This is a genomic window from Mycobacterium sp. P2_H7, from assembly GCF_056403275.1.
In genome coordinates this window covers 81,793-106,097 of the sequence record NZ_JBFUFU010000007.1, presented here as the reverse complement: position 1 = coordinate 106,097, position 24,305 = coordinate 81,793, and the positions used below count along the sequence as shown (strand labels likewise).

Annotated in this window: 27 protein-coding genes; 13 read left to right on the top strand and 14 right to left on the bottom strand. The window is 67.7% G+C overall.

Annotated features, from left to right (window positions below; genetic code table 11):
* Together AC1DY7_RS10490 and AC1DY7_RS10485 are read right to left on the bottom strand one after the other, a co-directional pair.
* Positions 1–1,170 (bottom strand): class I SAM-dependent RNA methyltransferase, encoded by a 1,170-nt coding sequence (locus AC1DY7_RS10490; RefSeq protein WP_477493616.1) that lies wholly within the window; start codon positions 1,168–1,170, stop codon positions 1–3.
* Positions 1,167–3,161, bottom strand: coding sequence for an APC family permease (locus AC1DY7_RS10485; RefSeq protein ID WP_477493615.1), 1,995 nt, complete (start codon positions 3,159–3,161; stop codon positions 1,167–1,169). The genes AC1DY7_RS10490 and AC1DY7_RS10485 overlap by 4 nt, the downstream gene beginning before the upstream one ends.
* A gap of 99 nt (positions 3,162–3,260) precedes the next feature.
* Between AC1DY7_RS10485 and AC1DY7_RS10480 the strand changes: the two genes are divergently transcribed.
* Both AC1DY7_RS10480 and AC1DY7_RS10475 read left to right on the top strand, forming a co-directional pair.
* A complete protein-coding gene (locus AC1DY7_RS10480; RefSeq protein WP_477493614.1) occupies positions 3,261–3,929 on the top strand; it encodes a potassium channel family protein in 669 nt (222 codons plus the stop codon).
* Positions 3,929–4,594 (top strand): potassium channel family protein, encoded by a 666-nt coding sequence (locus tag AC1DY7_RS10475; RefSeq protein ID WP_477493613.1) that lies wholly within the window; start codon positions 3,929–3,931, stop codon positions 4,592–4,594. The genes AC1DY7_RS10480 and AC1DY7_RS10475 overlap by 1 nt, the downstream gene beginning before the upstream one ends.
* Here the strand turns inward: AC1DY7_RS10475 and AC1DY7_RS10470 are convergent.
* Together AC1DY7_RS10470 and AC1DY7_RS10465 are read right to left on the bottom strand one after the other, a co-directional pair.
* Positions 4,591–5,193 carry a DUF3159 domain-containing protein gene (locus tag AC1DY7_RS10470; RefSeq protein WP_477493806.1) on the bottom strand — a complete coding sequence of 201 codons (603 nt, stop codon included), beginning with the start codon at positions 5,191–5,193 and terminating at the stop codon, positions 4,591–4,593. The two genes, AC1DY7_RS10475 and AC1DY7_RS10470, sit on opposite strands and share 4 nt — an antisense overlap.
* Positions 5,194–5,246: 53 nt before the next feature.
* Positions 5,247–5,618 carry an OB-fold nucleic acid binding domain-containing protein gene (locus AC1DY7_RS10465; protein ID WP_477493612.1) on the bottom strand — a complete coding sequence of 124 codons (372 nt, stop codon included), beginning with the start codon at positions 5,616–5,618 and terminating at the stop codon, positions 5,247–5,249.
* Positions 5,619–5,742: 124 nt separating this feature from the next.
* Between AC1DY7_RS10465 and AC1DY7_RS10460 the strand changes: the two genes are divergently transcribed.
* On the top strand, positions 5,743–6,450 hold the full coding sequence (locus AC1DY7_RS10460) for a serine aminopeptidase domain-containing protein (RefSeq protein WP_477493611.1): 708 nt from the start codon (positions 5,743–5,745) through the stop codon (positions 6,448–6,450).
* On the opposite strand, the gene AC1DY7_RS10455 is transcribed toward AC1DY7_RS10460, so the two are convergent.
* Together AC1DY7_RS10455 and dut are read right to left on the bottom strand one after the other, a co-directional pair.
* Positions 6,447–7,148, bottom strand: coding sequence for a DUF3710 domain-containing protein (locus AC1DY7_RS10455; protein WP_477493610.1), 702 nt, complete (start codon positions 7,146–7,148; stop codon positions 6,447–6,449). The two genes, AC1DY7_RS10460 and AC1DY7_RS10455, sit on opposite strands and share 4 nt — an antisense overlap.
* The gene (gene dut / locus AC1DY7_RS10450; RefSeq protein WP_477493609.1) at positions 7,148–7,612 is read right to left on the bottom strand and encodes a dUTP diphosphatase; all 465 of its coding nucleotides are present in this window, start codon (positions 7,610–7,612) and stop codon (positions 7,148–7,150) included. The genes AC1DY7_RS10455 and dut overlap by 1 nt, the downstream gene beginning before the upstream one ends.
* A 25-nt stretch (positions 7,613–7,637) precedes the next feature.
* Between dut and AC1DY7_RS10445 the strand changes: the two genes are divergently transcribed.
* Positions 7,638–8,114, top strand: coding sequence for a DUF3093 domain-containing protein (locus tag AC1DY7_RS10445; protein ID WP_477493608.1), 477 nt, complete (start codon positions 7,638–7,640; stop codon positions 8,112–8,114).
* Between the two features lies 1 nt (position 8,115).
* Here AC1DY7_RS10445 and AC1DY7_RS10440 read toward each other — a convergent pair whose 3' ends face one another.
* Positions 8,116–8,418 carry a DUF4193 domain-containing protein gene (locus AC1DY7_RS10440; protein ID WP_477493607.1) on the bottom strand — a complete coding sequence of 101 codons (303 nt, stop codon included), beginning with the start codon at positions 8,416–8,418 and terminating at the stop codon, positions 8,116–8,118.
* Positions 8,419–8,578: 160 nt separating this feature from the next.
* Here AC1DY7_RS10440 and cei point away from each other — a divergent pair, with 160 nt between their 5' ends.
* Positions 8,579–9,229, top strand: a complete 651-nt coding sequence (cei, locus tag AC1DY7_RS10435; RefSeq protein WP_477493606.1) for an envelope integrity protein Cei — start codon at positions 8,579–8,581, stop codon at positions 9,227–9,229.
* Between the two features lie 4 nt (positions 9,230–9,233).
* Here the strand turns inward: cei and AC1DY7_RS10430 are convergent, their stop codons facing one another.
* Positions 9,234–10,058, bottom strand: coding sequence for an inositol monophosphatase family protein (locus tag AC1DY7_RS10430; protein WP_477493605.1), 825 nt, complete (start codon positions 10,056–10,058; stop codon positions 9,234–9,236).
* An 83-nt stretch (positions 10,059–10,141) separates the two neighbouring features.
* On the opposite strand from AC1DY7_RS10430, the gene ppgK reads away from it, so the two are divergent.
* The 3 genes from ppgK (at position 10,142) to AC1DY7_RS10415 (ending at position 13,050) form a co-directional block, all read left to right on the top strand.
* Complete coding sequence (ppgK, locus tag AC1DY7_RS10425) at positions 10,142–10,918, top strand: polyphosphate--glucose phosphotransferase (RefSeq protein ID WP_477493604.1); 777 nt, start codon at positions 10,142–10,144, stop codon at positions 10,916–10,918.
* A 193-nt stretch (positions 10,919–11,111) separates the two neighbouring features.
* The gene (locus tag AC1DY7_RS10420; RefSeq protein WP_477493805.1) at positions 11,112–12,542 is read left to right on the top strand and encodes an RNA polymerase sigma factor; all 1,431 of its coding nucleotides are present in this window, start codon (positions 11,112–11,114) and stop codon (positions 12,540–12,542) included.
* 7 nt (positions 12,543–12,549) lie between these two features.
* Complete coding sequence (locus tag AC1DY7_RS10415; protein WP_477493603.1) at positions 12,550–13,050, top strand: mycothiol transferase; 501 nt, start codon at positions 12,550–12,552, stop codon at positions 13,048–13,050.
* Between the two features lies 1 nt (position 13,051).
* Here the strand turns inward: AC1DY7_RS10415 and AC1DY7_RS10410 are convergent, their stop codons facing one another.
* The 4 genes from AC1DY7_RS10410 to AC1DY7_RS10395 form a co-directional block, all read right to left on the bottom strand.
* Positions 13,052–17,101 (bottom strand): PecA family PE domain-processing aspartic protease, encoded by a 4,050-nt coding sequence (locus AC1DY7_RS10410; protein ID WP_477493602.1) that lies wholly within the window; start codon positions 17,099–17,101, stop codon positions 13,052–13,054.
* A gap of 137 nt (positions 17,102–17,238) precedes the next feature.
* Positions 17,239–18,006 (bottom strand): hypothetical protein, encoded by a 768-nt coding sequence (locus AC1DY7_RS10405; RefSeq protein WP_477493601.1) that lies wholly within the window; start codon positions 18,004–18,006, stop codon positions 17,239–17,241.
* Between the two features lie 26 nt (positions 18,007–18,032).
* Entirely contained in the window at positions 18,033–18,830 is a 798-nt protein-coding gene (locus AC1DY7_RS10400) for an SDR family NAD(P)-dependent oxidoreductase (protein ID WP_477493600.1), read from the bottom strand.
* Complete coding sequence (locus AC1DY7_RS10395; protein WP_477493599.1) at positions 18,827–19,189, bottom strand: DUF952 domain-containing protein; 363 nt, start codon at positions 19,187–19,189, stop codon at positions 18,827–18,829. Before AC1DY7_RS10395 ends, AC1DY7_RS10400 begins: the two co-directional genes overlap by 4 nt.
* A gap of 135 nt (positions 19,190–19,324) precedes the next feature.
* On the opposite strand from AC1DY7_RS10395, the gene AC1DY7_RS10390 reads away from it, so the two are divergent.
* Both AC1DY7_RS10390 and AC1DY7_RS10385 read left to right on the top strand, forming a co-directional pair.
* Positions 19,325–19,522, top strand: a complete 198-nt coding sequence (locus AC1DY7_RS10390; RefSeq protein ID WP_477493598.1) for a DUF7455 domain-containing protein — start codon at positions 19,325–19,327, stop codon at positions 19,520–19,522.
* 17 nt (positions 19,523–19,539) lie between these two features.
* Positions 19,540–20,484, top strand: a complete 945-nt coding sequence (locus AC1DY7_RS10385; protein ID WP_477493597.1) for a YihY/virulence factor BrkB family protein — start codon at positions 19,540–19,542, stop codon at positions 20,482–20,484.
* Here AC1DY7_RS10385 and AC1DY7_RS10380 read toward each other — a convergent pair.
* Complete coding sequence (locus tag AC1DY7_RS10380; RefSeq protein WP_477493596.1) at positions 20,474–20,710, bottom strand: DUF3039 domain-containing protein; 237 nt, start codon at positions 20,708–20,710, stop codon at positions 20,474–20,476. The two genes, AC1DY7_RS10385 and AC1DY7_RS10380, sit on opposite strands and share 11 nt — an antisense overlap.
* A gap of 55 nt (positions 20,711–20,765) precedes the next feature.
* Between AC1DY7_RS10380 and AC1DY7_RS10375 the strand changes: the two genes are divergently transcribed.
* From AC1DY7_RS10375 to AC1DY7_RS10365, 3 genes are all read left to right on the top strand, one after another.
* Positions 20,766–21,155, top strand: coding sequence for a DUF3099 domain-containing protein (locus AC1DY7_RS10375; protein WP_477493595.1), 390 nt, complete (start codon positions 20,766–20,768; stop codon positions 21,153–21,155).
* 168 nt (positions 21,156–21,323) lie between these two features.
* On the top strand, positions 21,324–22,283 hold the full coding sequence (locus AC1DY7_RS10370; RefSeq protein WP_477493594.1) for a sigma-70 family RNA polymerase sigma factor: 960 nt from the start codon (positions 21,324–21,326) through the stop codon (positions 22,281–22,283).
* 144 nt (positions 22,284–22,427) lie between these two features.
* A complete protein-coding gene (locus tag AC1DY7_RS10365; RefSeq protein WP_477493593.1) occupies positions 22,428–23,132 on the top strand; it encodes an iron-dependent transcriptional repressor DtxR in 705 nt (234 codons plus the stop codon).
* Here AC1DY7_RS10365 and AC1DY7_RS10360 read toward each other — a convergent pair.
* Positions 23,129–24,145, bottom strand: coding sequence for a DUF4192 domain-containing protein (locus AC1DY7_RS10360; RefSeq protein WP_477493592.1), 1,017 nt, complete (start codon positions 24,143–24,145; stop codon positions 23,129–23,131). The two genes, AC1DY7_RS10365 and AC1DY7_RS10360, sit on opposite strands and share 4 nt — an antisense overlap.
* Positions 24,146–24,305 lie beyond the last annotated feature (160 nt).

Here is a 24,305-nt window from a genome sequence, read left to right as displayed (position 1 = left end):
TCACCTGCTCAGCACTGCCACGCATTCCACGTGATGGGTCAGCGGGAACGCGTCGAACACCCGGAGTTGCTCCACGGTATAGCCGTTGCGTAGGTACTCCCCCACGTCGCGGGCGAATGACGCTGCCTCACAACCGATATGGATCACCCGTGGCACTCCGGCGATCAAGTCGATGATCTCGCGCCCGGCACCGGTGCGCGGCGGGTCGAGCACCGCGACGTCGGCGCGGTCGCGACGACCCGTCAGCGCCCGGCGCACCGAATCCGTCACCACCGACACCCACGGCATATCGTCCAGCGCGGCACGCGCCGATCGCGCCGAGCCGCGGGAGGTGTCCACCGTCAGCACCTGACCGGTCTCGCCGACGCCCTCCGCCAACGCCGCTGCGAAAACCCCTGCGCCACCGTAAAGATCCCACGCGGTCATCCCGGGCTCCAACCTCGCGGCATCGCGGATCAGCGCACTGTAAACCTCTGGCGCATCCCGGTGCGCCTGCCAGAATGCCGTCACCGGCACCTGCCACTCCCGCCCGCCGATGCGCTGCAGCGCCTCGTACTGGCCTTCGACCACCTGGGTCAGTGCTTTCTTGCCCGGACCGGTCTGCACGATGTGGCGCACCCCGTCGTCGTCGACGGCGATGTGCAGTTGCGCGCCCGGCGGCCAACGTGATCCGTCGAGACCGTCGAGCATTCCCGGGCGAAGCTGGCCGCAATTCAGCCCGGGATACAGCTCGGTGCTGTGGTATCGGTGAAATCCGGCGTGTCCCGTCGCGGAGACATCGAGACGGACCCGGGTGCGCCAGCCGGTCGCACCGGCCTCGCCCACTTCTTCGGCATCCCCTGACCACTCGTAGCCACCGAGCCGGCCCAGCTGGTTGGCCACCACCTCACCCTTGAGCCGGCGGGCGGCCGGCGGCGCCGCGAAGGCCAGGTCGCAACATCCCGCGCCGTCCACCCCGGCGATCGCACACTGCGAATCCACGCGGTCCGGCGACGCTTCGAGCACCTCGACAACGTCTGCGTGCCAATAAGATCCGCGTTCGGCCCGAACCTGCACCCGCACCGTCTCGCCGGGCAGGGCGTACCGCACGAACACCACACGGCCGTCGTGGCGCGCCACGCAGCTGCCACCGTTTGCCGCGGGCCCGGTGGTCAGGGTCAACTCGCTCAATCCAGGAATCCTCTACGCGCATCGCCGGGCGCCGACTGCGGCTCCAGCTTTTTCAGCCGCTCAGACGAATTCAGCTGCCAGGGCACCGATGTCACCATCACATTCGGTTCGAACAAGAGCCGGCCCTTGAGCCGCAGCGCGCTCTGGTTGTGCAGCACCTGCTCCCACCAATGTCCCACCACGTATTCGGGGATGAACACCGTCACCACCGTGCGCGGCGACTCCTTGGTGACGCGCTTGACGTAATCCAGCACCGGCCTGGTGATTTCCCGGTAGGGCGAGGCGATGACCTTGAGCGGGACGCTGACATCGCTGTCCTCCCACTCATGCACCAGCTGCCGCGTCTCCGCGTCGTCGACGCTGACGGTGATGGCCTCCAGCACATCGGGCCGGGTGGCCCTGGCGTAGGCGAGCGCGCGACGGGTCGGCAGGTGCAGCTTCGACACCAGCACCACGGCGTGGTTGCGGCTGGGCAGGACGATATCGCCCTCGGATTCCTCCTGCGCCACCAGCTCACGAGCCACCGTCTCGTAGTGCTTGTGGATGAGCTTCATGATGACGAACAGGATGCCCATGGCCAGGATCGCAATCCAGGCCCCCGCAAGGAATTTCGTGAAGACGACGACCACCAGCACGGTGCCCGTACAGATCAGGCCGATGGTGTTGATCACCCTGGAACGCATCATCCGCCGGCGCACGGCCGAATCGGTCTCGATCCGCAGCAACCGGGTCCAGTGCCGCACCATGCCGATCTGGCTCAGGGTGAAGGACACGAACACGCCGACGATGTACAGCTGGATCAGCGCGGTCGTCTCGGCCCGGAACGCGATCACGAAGGCGATCGCCGCGAAGGCCAGGAACAGGATGCCGTTGGAGAACGCCAGCCGGTCACCGCGGGTGTGCAGCTGACGGGGCAGGAACCGGTCCTGGGCGAGGATCGAGCCCAGCACCGGAAATCCGTTGAACGCCGTATTCGCGGCCAGCACCAAGATCAGCGCCGTAACGAGGGCGATGATGAACAGGCCAGGCCCGAAGTTGTGGAAGACGGCGTCGGCGAGCTGCGCGATCAATGTCTTCTGGTGGTAGTTCTCCGGCGCGCCGATCAGCTGCTCGTTCGGCCGCTCGGCCATCTGCACGCCGGTTTCCTTGGCCAGCATGATCATTCCGATGAGCAGGGTCACCGAGATGAGCCCGAGCAGAAGCAGCGTCGTCGCCGCATTGCGCGACTTCGGCTTCTGGAAGGCGGGCACACCATTGCTGATCGCCTCGACTCCGGTCAGCGCCGCCGAACCCGACGAGAACGCCCGCGCCACCAGGAACACCAGCGCGAATCCGAGCACTTCGCCGTGTTCGGAACGCATCTGGAAGCCGGCGGATTCCGCCTGCAGATGATGGCCGAGCACGAAGATCTGGAAGAAGCCCCAGCCGAGCATGATGAACATGCCGACCATGAACGCGTACGTGGGAATGGCGAAGGCGGTACCGGATTCGCGGATACCGCGCAGGTTCAGCGAGGCCAGAATCAGGATGGCCGCAACGGCGAACAGCACCTTGTGCTGCGCGATGAACGGCACCGCCGAACCGATGTTGGACATCGCCGAAGACATCGACACCGCCACCGTCAGCACGTAATCCACCAGCAGCGCGCTGGCGACCGTGAGGCCGGCCGTCCCACCCAGGTTGGTCGTCACCACCTCGTAGTCGCCGCCGCCGGACGGATACGCGTGCACGTTCTGCCGATAACTCGCGATCACGATGAGCATCACGCCGGCGACGGCCAGCCCGATCCAGGGAGCCACCGAGTAGGCGGTCACGCCGGCCACCGACAGCACCAGGAACACTTCTTCCGGGGCATAGGCAACCGAGGACAACGCATCAGAGGCGAACACAGGGAGGGCGATCCGCTTCGGCAGCAGCGTGTGCGCGAGCTTGTCGCTGCGGAACGGCCTTCCCAGCACCAGCCGCCGCGCGGCGGTTGAAAGCTTGGACACGAGTGCCAACACTAAGCCCACCGGCGATTGGCTGTAGCGTTCCGGGTGCGCTGGTTGAATGAGGAACATATTCCTGGCAGACGGCCGAGAGGACCCAGGGTGCGGGTAGTGGTGATGGGATGCGGCCGGGTCGGCGCATCATTGGCGGACGGTTTGTCCCGGATCGGCCATGAGGTAGCTGTGATCGACCGTGACAGCACGGCGTTCAACCGACTCAGCCCCGAGTTCACCGGCGAACGCGTGCTCGGAATGGGTTTCGACCGCGATGTGTTGCTTCGGGCCGGGATCGAGGAGGCGGGTGCCTTCGCGGCGGTGTCCTCCGGCGACAACTCGAACATCATCTCCGCCCGCGTGGCCAGGGAGACATTCCGCGTGGAGCGCGTCGTCGCGCGCATCTACGACGCCAAGCGGGCCGCCGTGTACGAGCGGCTGGGCATCCCGACGGTGGCGACCGTGCCGTGGACCACCGACCGGTTGCTCAACGTGCTGACCCGGGAGACCGAAACCACCAAGTGGCGCGACCCTTCCGGCAACGTCGGCGTGGCCGAACTGCCGCTGCACGAGGAATGGGCCGGCCGTGCCATGACCGAGCTGGAAGCCGCCACCGGTGGCCGGGTGGCCTTCCTGCTGCGACTGGGCACCGGACTGCTGCCCGACGCCAAGACCGTCATCCAGGCCGGCGACCACGTCTTCATGGCCGCCATCTCCGGGCACATCGCCGAAGCCATGGCGATCTCCGCACTGCCGCCGAGCGAGGACGAGAACTGATGAAGGTTGCCATCGCCGGGGCCGGCGCCGTCGGCCGCTCGATCGCCCGTGAACTCGTCGACAGCCACGACGTCACCTTGTTGGAGCGCGACCCGCAACACATCGACGTCGACGCCATCCCTGCCGCGCAGTGGCGGCTCGGCGATGCGTGCGAACTGTCCCTGCTGGAGTCGGTGAAGCTCGAGGAGTTCGACGTCGTCATCGCCGCGACCGGCGACGACAAGGCCAACGTCGTGCTCAGCCTGCTGGCCAAGACCGAGTTCGCGGTGCCGCGCGTGGTGGCCAGGGTGAACGACCCGCGCAACGAGTGGCTCTTCGACGACAACTGGGGCGTCGACGTCGCGGTGTCCACCCCCCGCATGCTGGCCTCGCTCGTGGAAGAGGCCGTCGCCGTCGGCGATCTGGTGCGGTTGATGAGTTTCCGCACGGGACAGGCGAATCTGGTCGAGATCACGCTGCCCGACGACACCCCGTGGGGTGGCAAGGCCGTCAAGCGCCTCCAATTGCCGCGTGACGCCTCGCTGGTGACGATTCTGCGCGGGTCGCGGGTGATCGTGCCGGAGGGCGACGAACCGCTGGAGGGCGGCGATGAGCTGATCTTCGTGGCGATCGCCGAGGTCGAAGACGAATTGCGCGAGCTGCTGCTGCACCCCGCGAAGGCTTAGCTTTCCGCGACTTCGTTCTGCTCGGCGTGCTGTGCGTGCACCGCGCGCTGCGCGGACCGGATGGCGAAATAGGTGATGATCGCCGCGACGCCGGTCAGTGGCCAGCCCATCGCGATGCGGGCGACCCCCAGCAAGCCGACCTCGTCGGTGTCGTATAGATGGTTCTGCACGACGTAGCGGGACGCGAACACGGCCACCCAGGCCAGCGTCGCCCCGTCGAACACCAGGAGCGCCTTGCGCACACCGCGCCAGTCGCTGCCGTGCCCGTTGAGCCACCCCCACGCGTAGCCGACCACCGGCCGGCGAATCAGGATGGACAACGCGAAAATGCCTGCGTAGAACAGGTTTGCGTAGATGCCGTACAGGAAGAAGCCCTTGGACTCGCCCAGGTACCAGGCGATCAGCGCGCTGATCCCGACGCCCATGAAACCGGATACCGCGGGCTGCAAGGATTCCCGGCGGACCAGCCGCCAGATCAGCACGAGGGCCGCGACACCGAGTGCGGCGAAGATGGCGGGCATCAGCCCTGCCGTGGTCGAAACCGGGACGAAGACGAGAACCGGCAGCGACGAGTAGATCAGGCCGCTGATGCCGCCCATCTGGTCGAGAACCGCGCGCGCATTGTTTTTCTCAGTCCCCTGTTCGGGGTCAGTCACTTCTGAATCTCGTAGTGCGGGTTGTAAATCGCCTTGGATCCGTTCTCCAGCTTGCCGAGGCGACCGTGTACCCGCAGGGTCAGGCCGGACTCGATACCGGCGATCCGGCGCTGCCCGAGCCAGACCAGCATCACCGAGTCGGTGCCGTCGAACAGTTCGGCACGGACGCCGCTGCCGCAGCCCTTGGCGTTGGTCTCGACACACCGCAGGGTGCCGACCATCGTGACCTCTTGACCGCGACGACAGTCGATTGCGCGTTGCGCACCGGTACTGGCCGCGTCGCCGCTGAGCTCCTCGACGTCGAGCTGCTCCGGGTCCTCTGTGAGCCGCCGAGTGAGCCGGCGCAGATACCCTTCGGCCGTAGCCATGGCCTCTCCCTTGCCGTAAATCCAACGCGGATTTACTTTCCTGACTTTCGCCACGGTAGACCTCTTGAGTCCGAATCGCCACGTGGTGTCGGGCGCGCCGCGCCGATGGGTGCACCATCGAGACATGGCAGTGAATTTGCGTGGCGTGACGACAGTCCTGCTGGCCGGCACCGGATCCGATGATGACTATGTGTACCGGGCTTTTTCGGCCCCATTGCACCAGGTTGGAGCCGTTGTGGTGACCCCGGCGCCGCAACCGCGCAAGCTCATCGCCGGATATCTGGCGGCATTGGACGAGGCGGCCCGAGGTGACGAACGCAACACCATCGCCGTCGGCGGCGTGTCGATCGGCGCCGCCGTCGCCACCGCCTGGGCGCTGGCTCATCCCGCGCACACCGTCGCCGTGCTGGCGGCCCTGCCTGCGTGGACGGGGCAGCCGGACAACGCGCCGGCGGCCCTCTCGGCCCGGCACACCGCGCAGGTGCTGCGCAACGACGGCTTGGCCGCGACGGTGGCCACCATGCGGGCCTCCACCCCGCCCTGGCTGGGCGAGGAACTCACCCGGTCGTGGTTGGCGCAGTGGCCCGACCTGCCCGACGCCATGGACGCGGCGGCCGGGCACGTGTCGCCGACGAGTGAGCAGCTGGCCACCCTGACCGTCCCGATGGGTGTCGCGGCCGCAACCGACGATCCGATCCACCCGGTGGACGTGGCGCTGGAATGGGTGGCCGCGGCGCCGCATGCGGCACTGCGCACGGTCACCCTCGACGAGATGGGCGCCGACCCGGCCGTGCTGGGCGCGGCCTGCGTCGGGGCCCTACTGGACCTCTAGCCGCCGGTGATCGTGCTGCGTAGCTGCTGCATCGCCGACATCGCGGTACGGCGCGCATCCGGAGTCGGCGGCGCCGGCGGCGCGGCCGCCTGCGCCTGCTCCTGCGCGGCACGCAGTTGTTCGGCCATCGGATCCGGCAGCTGCACCGTCAGCGGGGTCCGAACCGGCAGTGGTGTATCGCCACGCCGAACCACGGTGTCCGCCAAGGCTTCCCGCGCCTCGGCGGCAAGTCCGTCGATGCTTTCGGGCGCGCCGTTCACCACGCAGCGGATCATCCAGCGGTAGCCGTCGATCCCGATGAAGCGCACCACGCCCGGGGTCTGGCCCTCCGGCGCAACGGCGCTCACGCCGACGACCTCGCGGCCCCAGCGGCCGTCCTCGATCCGGACCTTCGCGCCGTCCTTGCGCAGCGAATCGGCCAGCTCGCCGGCCACCTCACGCCACAGCCCGGCGGACTTGGGGGCCGCGTAGGCCGCGATGGTGAACCGGCCGCTGGGCGTCACCACCCACACCGAACTTGGCACGCCCTGCTCGGTCAACTCGACCTGCACCTGCCCGGCCTCGGGCATCGGGATCAGCACCGAGCCGAGATCCAGGCGCGCCACCGCGGCCGCCTCCGGATCGTCGAAGTCCTCGATGTCGAAGGGGCCGTCGAAATCCTCGTCCGACTCGTTGTCGATTTCCACGTCTTTAGCCATCACAAACTCGCATGTCCGCCGGAGGAACCGTGACCGCCATCGCCACGGGAGGTGTCAGCCAGTCCGGCCTCGTCGAACGACGAGACCTCGACCAGCTCGGGAAGTTCGACCCGCTGCACCAGCAGCTGGGCGATGCGGTCGCCACGCCGGATCGCAATCGGCTGCTCAGGGTCGAGATTGATCAGCGCCACCTTGATCTCGCCACGGTACCCGGCGTCCACGGTGCCGGGACTGTTCACGATCGAAAGCCCCACGCGCGTAGCCAAACCCGAACGGGGATGGATCAATCCGACCATCCCGTGCGGAATGGCCACGGCGATGCCGGTCGGCACGAGGGAGCGGTGTCCGGGCGCGAGATCCACATCCACGGCGCTGAACAGGTCCACGCCTGCATCGCCGTCGTGGGCCCGGCTGGGCAACGGTAGATCGCGGTCCAGACGCACGACCGCCAGAGAAGTGGGCACGACGCGAGAGATTACCCTTGGGCACGTGTCAGACACGCGCGCAACCACCCAATCGGTGCGTTATCGAGAGCGCCTCCGGGTGCCGTGGTGGTTCTGGCCGCCCGCCCTCGGGCTGGCCGCACTGATCGCGACCGAGGTGAACATGGGCGTGGCCGCACTTCCGGACTGGGTGCCGTTCGCGGTCCTGCTTCCGGTGGCCGCCGCCGCGATGATCTGGATGAGCCGCATGGAGGTCCGGGTCGTCGACGGAGCCACGGGCGGCGAACTGTGGGCCGGCCCGGCACACCTGCCGGTCAGCGTCATCTCCCGGTCGGCCGAGGTGCCGAAGTCGGCCAAGTCGGCGGCGCTGGGGCGCCAGCTCGACCCCGCCGCCTATGTCCTGCACCGGGCCTGGGTCGGCCCCATGGTGTTGGTCGTGCTCGACGATCCCGACGACCCGACCCCGTACTGGTTGGTGAGCTGCCGGCACCCGGATCGGGTGCTGGCAGCCCTTCGCTCGTAGATCAGGCCGCGCAATCGGTGCAGATCATCATGCCGTTCTTCTCGCTTGCCAGCCGACTCCTGTGGTGCACCAGAAAACAGCTGGAGCACGTGAACTCGTCGGCCTGCTTCGGAATGACACGCACCGAGAGCTCTTCCCCCGACAGGTCCGCGCCGGGTAGTTCGAACGATTCCGCGGACTCGGATTCATCGACGTCGACGACGGCCGATTGGGCCTCGTTACGTCGTGCTTTGAGCTCCTCCAGCGAATCCTCAGACACGTCATCGGTCTCTGATCGCCGCGGAGCGTCGTAGTCGGTAGCCATCTCATCCCCTCCGTTACCTTGCAGCAGAGCTTTGTACCAGCGTCGAACGCCTACACCAAATGATTCGTGCCCTGAATAGCCCCTGGAGGGGTGTGATTTATATCACAGCACGAATCTGCAGCTGGCGACGGGTGCCGGTTTCAGCCCTTAAGGTGCATGGGTGGTCGCACTCATCACCGACGGCACGGCGTTCGACAAGCACGGTCGCCCGTTCCGCAGACGGAACCATGTGCCCGTCCTGTGCCTGTTCCTCGCGCTGGCAATACTGACCGGCGTGGTGTGGGTGATCGCCCTGAACCGGCCCACCGACGTCCACGAGGCGGTCGTCTGCAACGCTCCCCCGGCGCCCACCGACCCGAATCAGCCCACCCTGGGCCAGCAGGTGTCGCGGGAAACCATGTCCGAGGTGGTGCCCGCCAAGCTCGCCGACACCAAGACCAAGGTGCTCAACGCCAGCGGCCAGGGCGGCCAGGCCGCGGAGGTGTCCGGCACCCTGCGCGACCTGGGCTTCGCCCAGCCGACCGCGTCCAACGACGCCGTCTACGCGGGAACCCGGCTGGAGTGCCAGGGCCAGATCCGGTTCGGCCCGTCCGGTCGGGCCGCCGCCGCCGCCGTCTGGCTGGTGGCGCCGTGCACCGAACTGTTCCAGGACCAGCGCCCCGACGACTCCGTCGACCTCGCCATCGGCACCGAGTTCAGCGAATTCAGCCACAACGACGACATCGATGCGATGCTCGCCAGCCTGCGCCCGGACGCCACGCAGCCGCCGGATCCGGCGCTCCTACGCACCATCCACAGCGCCGCCTGCTGACCCGCTAGCGGGCACCCAGCCCGCGCAGCGCGTCCCCGAGCGCGGTGGCCACGCCCGGTGCGGCCGCACAGAGCAGGTCCGGGTCCGGCAGGCCGACGACGGCACCGGCTTCGGTCGCGATGAGCACCCCGGCCGCCCAATCCCACACATGCACGTCGTCCTCGAAATAGGCATCGAGCTGCCCCGCCGCCACCATGCACAGATCCAGGGCGCACGAACCGATCCTGCGGACGTCCCGGATCGCGGGCAGCAACCCGGCCAGCACCTGCGCCTGGGTGGCCCTGCGCTGCGATTCGTACGAGAATCCGGTACCGACCAGGGCCAGCGACAGATCGTCGATGTCGTTGCACCGCAACACCGTTGACCGTCCGTCGCGCGTCACCGTCGCGCCGTGCCCCCGCGCCGCCGAATACAGCTCGCCCGTCGGCACGTTGGCCACCGCGCCCGCCACCGACCGGCCGTCGATCTGCACCCCGACCGAGACCGCGTAGTCGGCGATCCCGTAGACGAAGTTGACCGTGCCGTCGATGGGATCGATCACCCAGACCGGCCGGCCCGGCTCGACGTCGGCCGAACCGCCCTCCTCCTCGCCGAGCACCTCATCGCCCGGTCGCAGTACCGCGAGCCGGTCCCGGATCAGTCGTTCCGTCTCGGTGTCCACCACGGTCACCGGATCGGTCGGCGTGCTCTTGGAACGCACGGATGCGGCGGTGGAGGCCGCGCTGGCGAAGGCCTCCCCACGGCGGCGCCGCACGAAAGCGGCCGCCTCGGTGGCCAATTGCTCGGCCACGGCACGCAAAGTCAGCGGATCACAGTTGTCGGTTTCCACCCCACCATCGCAGCACAGCCGAAGTCCGGGCACTAATGTGTGTGACGCGTCGCATCCGCCGGACCTTGCATGAGGAGCGTTCTATGACCGCCACTGAAGCCAGCACCCAGCGCCGCGGATTCGGCGTCGACGTCGGCGGTAGCGGCATCAAGGGCGGGATCGTCGATCTGGACACCGGCGCGCTCATCGGCGACCGCTACAAGCTTCTGACGCCCCAGCCCTCGACCCCGGACGCCGTGGCCAAGACGGTGGCCGCCGTGGTCCGCGAATTCGGTTGGACCGGACCGCTCGGGGTCACCTATCCCGGCGTGGTGACCGACGGCATCGTGCGGACCGCCGCCAACGTCGACAAGGGCTGGATCGGCACCAACGCCGCCGAGATCATCGGCAACGAACTGGGCGGACAACCCGTCTCGGTGCTCAACGACGCCGACGCGGCCGGGCTCGCCGAGGAGCGGTTCGGCGCGGGCAAGGACAACACCGGCGTCATCGTGCTGCTGACCTTCGGCACCGGCATCGGCTCGGCCGTGATCCACAACGGCGTGCTGCTGCCCAACACGGAGTTCGGCCACCTGGAGGTCGGCGGCAAAGAGGCCGAGCACCGGGCCGCGTCGTCGGTCAAGGAGCGCAAGGAGTGGAGCTACGAGCGCTGGAGCGAAGAGGTCACCAAGGTGCTGGTGGCCGTCGAGAACGCGATCTGGCCCGACCTGTTCATCGCGGGCGGCGGCATCAGCCGCAAGGCCGAGAAGTGGATTCCGCTGCTGAAGAACCGCACCCCGGTGGTGGCCGCGGCCCTGCAGAACGAGGCCGGCATCGTCGGCGCCGCACTCGCCGCCGACACGGCCCACGGCTCCGCCTGACACGACGCGCGCGAAAGCGCAAATTTGGCGCACGGCGCAGCCTTATCTCACACTGTCGTTACAATGGTCAACGGCGGCCGCCTACCGAAATAGCGGCGGGTTTCCGAGCAGAGATCATCGCCAATATTCAACACAGCCGCTTTTCGGTGTTGCATGCGTGCGCACCGGAATCCGCAAGACCGAAAGGGTGTACGTGGCAGCGACAAAAGCAAGCCCGGCAACCGACGAGCCGGTGAAGCGCACCGCCGCCAAGACTCCTGCGAAGAAGGCTCCCGCCAAGGCCGCAGCCGCCAAGGCTCCCGTCAAACGTGCCACCAAGGCTCCCGCCAAGAAAGCCGCCTCGAAGGTGGCAGGCAAGGCCGACGGCGACGCCGAGGCCGTAGACCTCGGCGAGGACCTGGAGAACGACGAACTCGAGGCTGAGCCGGGCGACGATCTCGAGGAAGTCGAGATCGACGACGACCTGGAGACCGACGACGCCGAGGAGAGCACCGACGACGGCGACGACGCCGAGTCCGACGGTGAGTCCGAGACCGCTGAAGGCGCCGAAGTCGCCGTGGTGGTGGTGCCCGGCGCCAAGCCCGCGAAGGCCGAAGAAGATCTCCCCGAGCCGTCCGAGAAGGACAAGGCGTCCGGCGACTTCGTCTGGGACGAGGAGGAATCCGAGGCCCTGCGCCAGGCCCGTAAGGACGCCGAGCTCACGGCATCGGCCGACTCGGTGCGCGCCTACCTCAAGCAGATCGGCAAGGTCGCGCTGCTCAACGCCGAGGAAGAGGTCGAGCTCGCCAAGCGCATCGAGGCCGGGCTGTACTGCACTCAGCTGATGGTCGAGTTCGTCGAGAAGGGCGAGAAGCTCACCACCGCGCAGCGCCGCGACTACCAGTGGATCTGCCGTGACGGCGACCGTGCCAAGAACCACCTGCTGGAGGCCAACCTGCGTCTGGTGGTGTCGCTGGCCAAGCGCTACACCGGCCGCGGCATGGCCTTCCTGGACCTGATCCAGGAGGGCAACCTGGGCCTGATCCGCGCGGTCGAGAAGTTCGACTACACCAAGGGCTACAAGTTCTCCACGTACGCCACCTGGTGGATCCGGCAGGCCATCACCCGCGCCATGGCCGACCAGGCCCGCACCATCCGTATCCCGGTGCACATGGTCGAGGTCATCAACAAGCTCGGCCGTATCCAGCGCGAACTGCTCCAGGACCTGGGCCGCGAGCCCACTCCCGAAGAGCTCGCCAAGGAAATGGACATCACGCCGGAGAAGGTGCTGGAGATCCAGCAGTACGCGCGTGAACCCATCTCGCTGGACCAGACCATCGGCGACGAGGGCGACAGCCAGCTCGGCGACTTCATCGAGGATTCCGAGGCCGTGGTGGCCGTGGACGCGGTGAGCTTCACCTTGCTGCAGGATCAGCTGCAGTCGGTGCTGGAGACGCTCTCCGAGCGTGAAGCCGGCGTGGTCCGGCTGCGCTTCGGCCTGACCGACGGTCAGCCCCGCACCCTCGACGAGATCGGCCAGGTCTACGGCGTGACGCGTGAGCGGATCCGTCAGATCGAGAGCAAGACCATGAGCAAGCTGCGCCACCCGTCGCGCTCGCAGGTGCTGCGCGACTACCTGGACTAGGCACGTCGTGACGAGCGTCGATCGTCAGCAGCCCCTTGGCGAGGCGCTGCTGACGATCTCGTCCGAATGCTTCACCGCGATGGCCGACATCCTCACGGTGCTCGGCGATGACCTCGCCAACCGCCGGCCAGATCTCCCGGGAGCGAACAGTTGCTACGCGGTGGTGAACCACTGCATCGGGGTGGTGGACTATTGGGCGGGTTCTTTCATTGCGGGGCAGCGGATTCCGCGTGACCGTGACGCCGAGTTCACCGCTGCCGGGCCGGTCGAGGAGCTACTGGCCCGCCTGACCACGCTGCAGCAGCGACTCCCCGCGTGGGTGCAGGTGGGGCTCACCGAAGGCATCCGCGATCGCGATCTCGCCGACGGGGTGCGCGGGGGGACCACCCGGGCATCCGTGCTGGGCACCGCGACGCCCGAATGGACGCTGCTGCACATACTCCGCGACATCGCCCAACACGTCGGGCACATGGAGATCACCCGGGACCTGTTGCTCAAGGACTCGTGAGTCAGAAGTCGAAAACCGTCTGACCGACCGGACCGATGGCAGAGATGTAGATCGGTCCCAGGGCGAAGGGCACGTATCCGGTGTTCATGTAGTCGTCCGACGTGACCGTCGGCCGGTTGGTGTAGGACGTCTTGTAGGCGTAGAGCAACGTCAGCCCGTCACCCGTGTAGACCCGGATCACCGTGCCGGCCGGCACACTGGACGCACCCCCCACCAACGACGACGGAATGGTCCCGTAGACACCACCGGAGTCGATCGCGGCGGTGACCGTCGTGCGGGCGCCGTTGCCGACCTGCACCTGCAGGGTGGTCCAGGGCGCCCCCGCGATCGTCGTCACGGCAGTCAGCGGGTTGGGCCCGAATTCCAGCAGACCGTGCTGCTCGTCGATCAGCACCCCGTAGTTCAGATAACCGGGCAGTGCGGTGATCACCGAACTGGGCCCCGGCCCATAGGAATTCGGCCCGATGCCGAGAATCCCGACCACCCCGTTGCGTGACGCGAACGAGGCGAACGCCGACTGCGAGGCGGCACTGACGATGTCGACCGACGTGGGCCCCGAGACGACGCCGTTACCGAAATCGACTGTGGTCGTGTAGGTGTCGAAGGTGTAGCTCAACCCGCCGGAATAGCCACTGGCACCCGAACCCGTCGATGTACCCAGATCCTGTTGTGTGCCCACGTATTTGGACGTGATGACCAGACCTTCGGAACCGGTGTCGACCAGCACCGGCACCCGCTTCCCGCCGTTGATGGAGACGTAGACCACCGGCTCGGTGCCGTAGACCATCTTCAGCGCGACAGAGACGTTGACCTCACCCGAGACCGGCACCGTCACCGTCTGTGGCGTCGCCGCGAGGCCGTTGGTGGCGACGACGGTGAAGGTGTCGGTGGTATCGGTATACCCGGCGGCCAGGCGGGCGGCGATACCCGGGGTGTAGGTGAACGTACCCTTCGACGTGACCGTCACAGTGCCGTCGTCGGGTGCGGTGATCACCTTGTACGTCAAGGCTTTTCCGGAAGGATCGGTATAGGTGAGCGATCCGGTGACCACGCCCGTCGTCTCATCGGGCAGACCGACGGTCACGTCGCCCGCGACGGGCGTGTCGACACCGCTGGTGACCGTCACCACCGACACCGCGTCGGCGCCGTCGGAGACGTACAGAGTGGGGCCGGGGCCGGCCACGAGCGCGTCGACCGTCACCCCCAGCTTGGTGGTGATCACACTGTTGTCGGCCATCGAGATCACCGACAAGGAACCACTGCCGGCATCGCTGACGTACAGGGCGCTGCCGTCCGGACTGAACGCCAACCCGACGGGCGTGCCGCCCACCTTGATGGTCTTCGTGACGGCCCGGGTCGACGGGTTGATGATGCTCACCGTGTTCGAACCCGCGTTCGCGACGAACAGCCTGCTGCCGTCGAGTTTGAACGCCAGCGCCGACGGCGCACTACCCACCTTGATGGTCTTGGTCACCAGGCCGGTGGCGGTGTCCACCACCGACACCGTGTTCGAGCCCGCGTTGGCGACGTAGAGCCTGGTGCCGTCGGAGCTGACCAGCAGTGCCGCAGGATTGCTTCCGACAGTAATGGTTCCGGTGACCGTGTTGCTCGTGGTGTCGATGACCGACACCACGTTGCCCGCACTGTCGGCCACGTACACCGTGGCGCCACTCGCGTTCATCACCACGGCACCCGGGGCACCGCCGACGGCGATCGTCGTGGTCGCCGCGCCGGTGACCGCCGAGACGGTGCCCGCGCCGGAGTCGGTGACGTACACGGTCTGACCGTCGGGGCTGACCGCACCGGTCAATGCCAGTGGGGCGCTGCCGGAGTCGACCGAACCGGTGACCGCGAGCACGGCCGGCGCCACCGTCACGGTGACGGTCTCGCTGGTGGAGGTGATCGAGTTGGTCGCGGTGACGACGAACGTGTCCGTGATCGGTTTGATCGAGACGCCCGCGGCCMGGCGCGCCGCCGCGGTCGGGGTGTAGGTGAACTGGCCGGAGGCCGCGTCGAGGGTGAGCGTGCCCTTGGTGGTGGCCGTGCTGACCGTGTAGGTGAGTGGCAACTGCGGGTACGGCTCGGTGAATTGCACTGCGCCGGTGACGGTTCCGGCAGCATCTGCGGCGTTCACGGTCGGGGTTCCCGAAACCGGCTTGTCCCCCAGCGGCGACACCGAGAGGGTGACGATCTTGGTGGTGATGCCGCCGTGCCCGTCGTCGACGGCGATGCTGAAGGTGTCGCTCTTGTCGGCGGTGGGGGCACCCCTGGCGGCCGCGGCCAGCCGGGCGTCGACGGTCGGTGTGTAGGTGTAGGCACCGGTGCTCGCGTCGAAGGTCAGCGTCCCCTTCGCGGTGGTGGTCGTCACGCTGTAGGCGAGGACATCCTTGTCGGCGTCGGTAGCAGTGATCGCGCCCGCCACCACGCCCGTCGTCGAGTTCGGTTTGCCAACGGTGGCAGAGACTTTCGGCGCGCCGTCCTTGGGGGCGACGGTCACCTCGACGGCGGTGGACGCGGTGCCGCCATGGCCGTCGGAGACCGTGACGGTGACCGTGTCGGACCTGTCGTCGTCGACGGCGGTGCCGGAGGCGGCAGCGTGGCGGGCCGCGGCCGACGGGGTGTAGGTGAACGCCCCGGTGCTGGTGTTGATGCTGACGGTGCCCTTTGCGGCGGTGGCACTGTAGGTGAGTTTGTCGTTGTCGACGTCGGTGGCGGTGACCTTGCCGGTGACCACCCCGGTGGAGACGTTGGGACCGCTCACCGTCGACCCGGCGCCGAATACGGGTGCGGTGTCGGCCGGGGCGATCGTCATCGTCACCTTGGTGGCCACCGCACCCCCGTACCCGTCGGACACGGTGACGGTGAAGGTATCGGTCTTCACCGAGGACGATGCCCCGGTGGCCGCCGCGGCATGCTGGGCGGCCGCGCTCGGCGTGTAGGTGAACGCGCCGGCCGAGGTGAAGGCGATGGTGCCCTTCGCGGGCGTCGCGCTGTAACTCAGGGCATCGCCGTCGGCATCGGTGGCGGTGACGCTGCCTGCCACCTGACTGGCCGCCAGTACCGGCGCGCTGTTGAACGGGGCGACCTTCACGGTCACCGTCTGAGATGTGTTGCCGCCGTTGCCATCCGAGGCCGTGACGAGGAACGTGTCCGTGGTGGCCGCCGTCGCCCCGACTGCTGCGGCGGCGTGCCGGGCCTGCGCGGTCGGGGTGTAGGTGAAGGTTCCGGTGGTCGCGTCGAGCACCACCGCGCTGCCGCCGGCACTCTGCCCCGCCGCATAGGTCACCGCGTCGTTGTCGGCGTCGGTCGCGGCTACCTTCCCGGTGACCGCCCCGGTGCCGGCGTTGGGCTTACCCACCGTCGGCGTCCTGAACACCGGTGCGGCGTTGGTGGTCTCGGCCGACAAGGCACTGACGGCCAGCGTGCTGACGGTCTCGCGGCGCGCCACCGCGGCGAGCACCCACACCGCGGGCGACTCCACGGGCGCTCCGTTGCCGGTGCCGCTGGCCGTCCACGGCGAAATCAGGGCACGCACCACGGCGCCGAACGTCCGCGTGGCACCGGTGACGACCTTCGGGGCCACCGGCTTCACCGGCGCCAGGGCCACGTCCGCCGCAGCGGCGGACGGTACCGGCCGTGCGGGCGCCGCTGCAGCGGACTCGGTGGCGGGCCTAGTGGAGGCTTTGGTGGCGCGAGCGCGCGGGGCGGACTGCTTGTCGCCGTCGTTCGCGGGCGCTTCCGCGGCCTTCGCCTTCGGCGCCACGGCCTTCGGTGGGGCCGAGCGGTGCGGTTTCTTCGGTACCGCCGGTTTCGGCAGATGCTCTACGTGGGCGGGTTTGGTCGGCTCCGTCGCTTCGGGCTTGGTCTCCGACGTGGCCTCGGAGCCGGCCGTGGTGGACGTGGTCGACGAAGTGGTGTCATCGGCATAGGCGACCGCCGGACCACCGGCCAGGGCCGCACCCATCCCCAACGTGACAGCACCGGCGCCCAGCCAGGCAAACGGCTCAAGGCGACGTCCGGTGCGGGACTGGTGCCGTGCTCGACGCGACATCGGATCCTCTTCAAGCCGTAACGACTTGGGAGGAGGACCCAAATCTGCGGTTGTGACTGGCAAATTATCAGAGATGGGTTACGACGGCGGATAGTCCGCGAGCAACGCTCACAGGGAACTGACAGAAAAGCGGACAGTCAGTGCCTGCGGGGCCGCAGCTTGTAGGACGCGGGCCACGACTCGCGGGATTCGTCGCCGGTCAGCGGCACTCCGAGGCTGCCGATCTTGACGTCGTACGCCTCCATGTCGGCGCCGGCTTCGCGATCGGCCTTCTCCCGCGCCAGGTAGTACAGCTGATCGATCTCCAGTTCCTTGAAGGCCACGAACGTTGTCCGCCGCACAGTGTGCGGGCTGGTGGCCTCGGCGACCATGTGCTCGGTGAGCACGCGTGACGCGAGCGCGGCGGTGCCGAGGGCGAACGCGGGCACCAGCCAGTACCCGATGTAGGCCAGTGCCGAACCGGCGTCGAAGGCGGCCGGGATGGCCGCCGACACCGTCATCACGGCGAACGCACCGACCCAGATCCAGGTGACGGTCGCGGTGACCGGGCCGAACAGATCGCTCTTGATCACGTCGGGCGCGTGATCGGCGGCGGCGAACTCACGCACGAACGGTTTGCCCGCGGCGACACCGGCCAGGACCACGATGAGGGCGCTCGCGAAGCTCAGCACGAGCAGCCAACGGTCGAGGAACTCCCGGCTCCCGGTGAACGTCAGCAGCGTCAGCACCGCGAAGGCCACCACCGCACCGCTCTCCAACAGCCGTACCGCAGTCCCGCCGACCCGGCTGATGATCGTCACGGCGACAGCGACAAGGAGGGCGACCACGACGGCGATCCCGATGGGGACGTTCCCGATCAGAACCCAGTACACGATCCACGGCGCGAAACCGGACAGTATGGCCATGGTCGGTCAGTTTACAAAATGGCGCATCAACGTAACACGACGGTACTTGGTTCCCTTGGCGCGCCGAGCATTTCGCGGTGCGACGGTGGCTTTCTGCCGCCTTCGTCGGTGATGCCGTACCGCTGGGCCAACTCGGCGCCGATCACGGTCTGCCCACTGAGGGCCGACAGTTCCGGGTCGCGGTACAGCGCGTCGATCAGGTGGCCGGTGAACTCCGGGGTCTCGGCGTGCGCGGCGGTCTGCGCCAGCGCGTCGGGGTGACCGGCGAACGCGGCCCGCAACCGCTCGGTCAGCAGAATGCCCATCCAGATCGAGATGCACGCGACCGTGGTGTCGCGGAAATCCACGGCCATATCGGCGGCCATCTTGTCGATCCCGGCCTTCTGAGCGCCGTAGGCGGGGCCGTGCATGTAACAGACGGATCCGGGCGATGAGGTGAACGCGATCAGCCCGCGGGGCCGCCGCACCAGCAGGGGTGCGGCGTGCCAGGACGCGACGTACGCCGAGCGCAGGCCCACGTCGAGTACGTCACCCAACCCGATCGACTTCTCCCAGAACGGTTTCGGGTCGGTCAGCTGCTCGTGCACGACGGCGGCGTTGTTGACGAGCAGATCCAGCCCACCCTCGTCGGCGCCCACCCGTTCGAACAGCGCGGCTACCGCGTCGTCATCGGCGTGATCCACAGGCACGGCGACACCGCCGGGTGGGGGCTCGGTGATCGTCCGGCCCGTCGCATACACCCGCCACCCCTGCGCGCTCAGCGCCGCCGCGATCCCGCGGCCGGCGCCCCGGCTCGCCCCGGTCACCACCGCGACGGGAGTCATCGTGGCGACCACTCAGCAAATCGCCCCTCACCGTCGGGCAGGTAGCGGGTGACGCTCGTCACAGCAGCGGCGGGCAACGGGCCGTACAGGTGTGGGAAGCGCATCGACTCCGGATCGGTCGGCACCCCTGGTTCCCAGCGCACCGGATCGGTCAGTGCGGCGGGCTCGATGCCCAGCAACACCAGATCGGTTCGCCCGGCGTACAACCGGTTGGCGGGCAGATGGACCTGCTCAGGGGCCGAAAGGTGGATGAAGCCGACCTCGGCCAGCGAGGCCGGGCGGTGCTCCCCGGCCCGCTGCGCAGCACTCCAGTCGTCTTCCGCACACAGGTGGACGAACAGTTCAGGGTCGCAAATCATGCGCTCAGCCTGCCTGCCCTGCAACGCGAGTCGCCAGTGAGACACGACACACCGGTAAACCCCAAGGGAACAAGGCCGGAACCTCATACGTCTGACACAGTAGAACCACGCAACAAGCAGAACGGAGGACATGCCGTGAACGCCAACGCAATCCTGACCAGTCCGGAGCTGACCCGGGCCGATCGCTGCGACCGCTGCGGTGCCGCTGCGCAAGTACGCGCAACGCTTCCGTCGGGCGCCGAGCTTCTGTTCTGCCAGCATCACGCCAATGAGCACGAAGCGAAGTTGATCGAGCAGGCGGCGGTGCTGGAGGTCAAGCCGGTCGACGCGTAGGGAATGCTGGACTGGTCATGAGCGACCAGCCCCCCGCAAGACCGACGCGTCACCACATCTGGCCGATCACCCGGCGCACCCTTTCGAAAGCATGGGACGACTCGATCTTCTCCGAGGCGGCTCAAGCGGCTTTCTGGTGTGCGTTGTCCCTACCGCCGCTGTTGCTCGGCATGCTGGGCAGCCTGGCTTACCTGGCACCACTGTTCGGGCCGGACACCCTGCCGACCATCGAGGCGCAGCTGATCAGCACCTCGGGCCGGTTCTTCTCCCAGAACGTCGTCAACGAGATCATCGCGCCGACCATCTACGACATCGTGCGTGGAGCCCGCGGCGAGGTGGTCTCGTTGGGCTTCGTCATCTCGTTGTGGGCCGGGTCGTCGGCGATCTCCGCGTTCGTCGACTCGGTGGTCGAGGCGCACGATCAGACCGAACTGCGTCATCCCGTGCGGCAGCGCTTCTTCGCCCTCGGGCTGTACGTGGTGATGCTGATGTGCGCCGTGCTGACCGCGCCGTTCGTGGCGCTGGGCCCACGCAAGATCTCGCAGTCCATCCCGGAGAGCTGGGACAACGTGCTGCAGTACGGGTACTACCCGGTGCTGGTGGTGGTGCTCGTGGTCGCGGTGACCGTGCTGTACCGGGTGTCACTGCCCTCGCCGCTGCCGACGCACCGGCTGGTGGTTGGCGCGGTGCTGGCGACGGCGGTGTTCCTCATCGCGACGGTGGGCCTGCGCATCTATCTGACCTGGATCACCGCGACCGGCTACACCTACGGGGCGCTGGCCACGCCGATCGCGTTCCTGTTGTTCGCATTCCTGCTCGGCTTCGCGATCATGATCGGCGCCGAACTGAACGCGGCGGTCCAGGAGGAGTGGCCGGCCCCGGACACCCATGCGCGCCGCCTGCGGGAGTGGATCGAGGAGCGCTCCGATACCCGCAACGGCACGGGACGTCCTACTTCTTGAGCTGCTCGTAGATCCGCTTGCAGTCCGCGCACACCGGCGAGCCCGGCTTGGCCGCCTTGGTCACCGGGAAGACCTCGCCGCACAGAGCCACGACATGCGTGCCCATCACGGCACTTTCGGTGATTTTTTCCTTCTTGACGTAGTGAAAGACCTTGGGGGCATCGTCATCGGTGCCGTCGTCGACCTGTTCATCGGTGTCCGGGCGTTCGATCGTCTGCGTCTGCATCCACTCATTGTGCCCGGCCCGTGCAGCACTCCAAAGATGTGGGACAGTGGAACTTATGAAACAAGGCCCGGAGCTGAGTTTCGACGACGACGGTCGACCGATCCTGATCACCCGCGCCGCCCTGCCCTATGAAGAGCAGCACCGCGCCAGGATGCGCAAGTACTTCACCTTGATGGCGTTTCGCATCCCGGCCCTGGTGCTGGCGGCCGTCGCGTACGGGGTCTGGCACAACGGTCTCATCTCCCTGGGCATCATCCTGCTGTCCGTTCCGCTGCCGTGGATGGCCGTGCTGATCGCCAATGACCGCCCGCCGCGCAAGGCGACCGAACCGCGCCGGTACGAGTCCGCCGGCCCGCACCGCACTCCCCTGTTCCCCACCGCCGAGCGCCCCGCGCTGCACCACGCGCCGCGCACCGACCGGGACCCGGAAACCGACCCTTCCTGACGAGGTAGTTCCCACCTGAGCGTGCTTCTTGTGCACTTCTCAGGACATTCTCAGGTCGTCGCGAAAAAACCGCAGGTCAATAGGTGTGACATCGGGAGCGAGCGGGAACTCTGAGCCCTGTACGGACGTTGAACGCAGTGAAAGTTCCAGCCGATCAGGAGGGCGTAAATGGCGATCGCCAGCATAAGCCGTGTCGACAGCGATCTGGACGCTCAGAGCCCAGCCGCCGATCTAGTCCGTGTGTATCTCAACGGCATCGGTAAGACCGCGCTGTTGACCGCAGCAGACGAAGTCGAGTTGGCCAAGCGCATCGAAGCGGGCCTGTACGCCCAGCACGTGCTGGATACGCGCAAGCGTCTCGGGGAAGCCCGCAAGAAGGACCTTGCCGCCGTCGTGCGCGACGGTGACGCCGCCCGCCGGCACCTGCTTGAGGCCAACCTGCGCCTCGTGGTGTCGCTGGCCAAGCGCTACACCGGACGCGGCATGCCGCTGCTGGATCTGATCCAGGAGGGCAACCTCGGACTGATCCGCGCGATGGAGAAGTTCGACTACACAAAGGGATTCAAGTTCTCCACCTACGCGACGTGGTGGATCCGGCAGGCCATCACCCGCGGCATGGCCGACCAGAGCCGCACCATCCGGCTCCCCGTCCACCTCGTCGAGCAGGTCAACAAGCTGGCCCGGATCAAGCGCGAGATGCACCAGAACCTCGGCCGCGAAGCCACCGACGAGGAACTCGCCGAGGAGTCCGGCATCCCGGTGGAGAAGATCAACGACCTCCTCGAGCACAGCCGCGACCCGGTGAGCCTGGACATGCCGGTCGGTACCGATGAGGAGGCCCCGCTGGGCGACTTCATCGAGGACTCCGAGGCGATGTCGGCGGAGAACGCAGTCATCTCCGAGCTGCTGCACACCGACATCCGGTACGTGCTGGCCACCCTGGACGAGCGTGAGCAGCAGGTCATCCGGCTGCGCTTCGGCCTCGACGACGGCCAGCCGCGCACCCTCGACCAGATCGGCAAGCTGTTCGGGCTGTCCCGCGAGCGGGTCCGCCAGATCGAGCGTGAGGTCATGGCCAAGCTGCGCAACGGCGAGCGCGCCGAACGACTGCGGTCCTACGCCAGCTAGGCGAGCCTGCCAGGACCTTTCCCCGGTGATGCCCGTCGCGTTCGCGCGGCGGGCATCACACTGTCGGGTGGGGGATGTTGCACCCCTGTTCAGACGGTCAGACCGGTAGACTCGGCGGTTGACGGAGGGCCTGGAAGGTAGCGCATGAATGATCTGATCGACACCACCGAGATGTACCTGCGGACCATCTACGACCTCGAGGAAGAGGGCGTGGTGCCCTTGCGTGCCCGGATCGCCGAACGTCTCGAGCAGAGCGGGCCGACCGTCAGCCAGACCGTCTCCAGGATGGAACGCGACGGGCTGCTGCATGTCGCGGGTGACCGCCATCTCGAACTCACCGAGAAGGGCCGCTACCTGGCCGTCTCGGTGATGCGCAAGCACCGCCTCGCCGAACGTCTGCTCGTCGACGTCATCGGGCTGCCCTGGGAAGAAGTGCACGCCGAGGCCTGCCGCTGGGAACACGTCATGAGCGAGGACGTCGAGCGTCGCCTCCTTCAGGTCCTCAAGAACCCCACCACCTCCCCGTTCGGCAACCCCATCCCCGGGCTGTCCGAGCTGGGCTACGGCGACGGCGCCGGACGCGAAGACGCAAACCTGGTGCGGCTCACCGAACTACCGGCTGGATCCCCGGTCGCGGTGGTCGTGCGCCAACTCACCGAACACGTCCAGGGCGACGTCGAGCTGATCAGCAAGCTCAAGGATGCCGGCGTGGTGCCCAACGCCAGGGTCACCGTGCAGGTGAGCGACGAGCCGGGCGGGCAGGGCGGCGTACTGATCCTGATTCCCGGGCATCAGGAAGTCGAGCTGCCGCACCACATGGCCCACGCCGTCAAGGTCGAGAAGGCCTAGCGGCCGCGCTGCCCGAACGCCAGCCGGGCGGGCAGCCGCACACCGAGCTGCGCAGCCGTCCGGTAGCCGGTGAGTGCGAGCTCGCGGATCTGCCGGGGATGCATCCCCGCCTGCAGAGCCTGGTCGAGCATGCCCGCCATCCGGTGCGTGGACTGACACTTCAGCGCCGCCTCCAACGAGATCCCGGCCAGCGGACCGTCACCACGCGCGTAGGCCGAGAAGGCCACCAGCACCAGCGCCTCGGCCCGCCAGGGCTCCGGCAGGATTCGCGCCAGCCGCGTCCACAACGATTCGGCTTCGCCGGCCCGCTCCCCGACCGCCAGCGCGTAGAGCGTGTCCCGGACCAGCGGATCGGTGAGCGCGCGCGCCAGCGTGGCGACGTCCGCGTCGTCGAGTTCCGTATCGTCGCGCACCTGCGCGGCCATCTGCAGGGCCAGCCGCACCCCCGCCGCGGCCGCATCCTTGTCACCGGTTGGGGCGCAACGGTTTATCGCCTCCCGCAGACGGGCGCCACGTTCCGCGTCGACGACGCCGACGACCTGCTGCAACTCCTCGCGCCTGCCGTAGAGCCTGCGCCCGTCGAGCACCGCGGCCGCGGCCATCGGCGAGGCTTCGGGATCGTCGATCACCCCGCCTGCGCCGCACCCGTCGACGCAGAACCACCGGCCGCCCGGAGCCAGCCGGTCCACCACCAGCGCGGCCAGCAGGACGATCCCGTAGTCGTCCAGCGACATGGCCAGCTCGTCGGCGAGTTCGAAATGCTCAGCCGCCTCCTCGTCGACGATCACGGCGATCGCCGAGTCCGGGCTCGACGACGCCACCACCGACGCGAAATGCTCGGTGCCCGACGTGAGTGCGGTGCTCAGATCCACCCGCAGCACGGGACCCATGTCACCACGATCGATGGTGATGAGGACCAGCGACTGGACGGGGACGAAGCCGAGTACCGCGGGCAGCGCAGCGATCAGGGCGGCCGGACGGTCGAGATCGGTGAGACGAGGTTGTGAGGTCATATCAAGACCGTCACAGGCGGCACCGTCACCCAGAGCGCGAAACGGGGCGTGGTGGCGCCAACTGTGGATGAATCGGCAACTGTGGATTGATCGACTGTTGTTCACCCGCAATTAGACGGCGTCGGCGTGCGAGATGACCGGAACGGGCGTAGGACTGCAC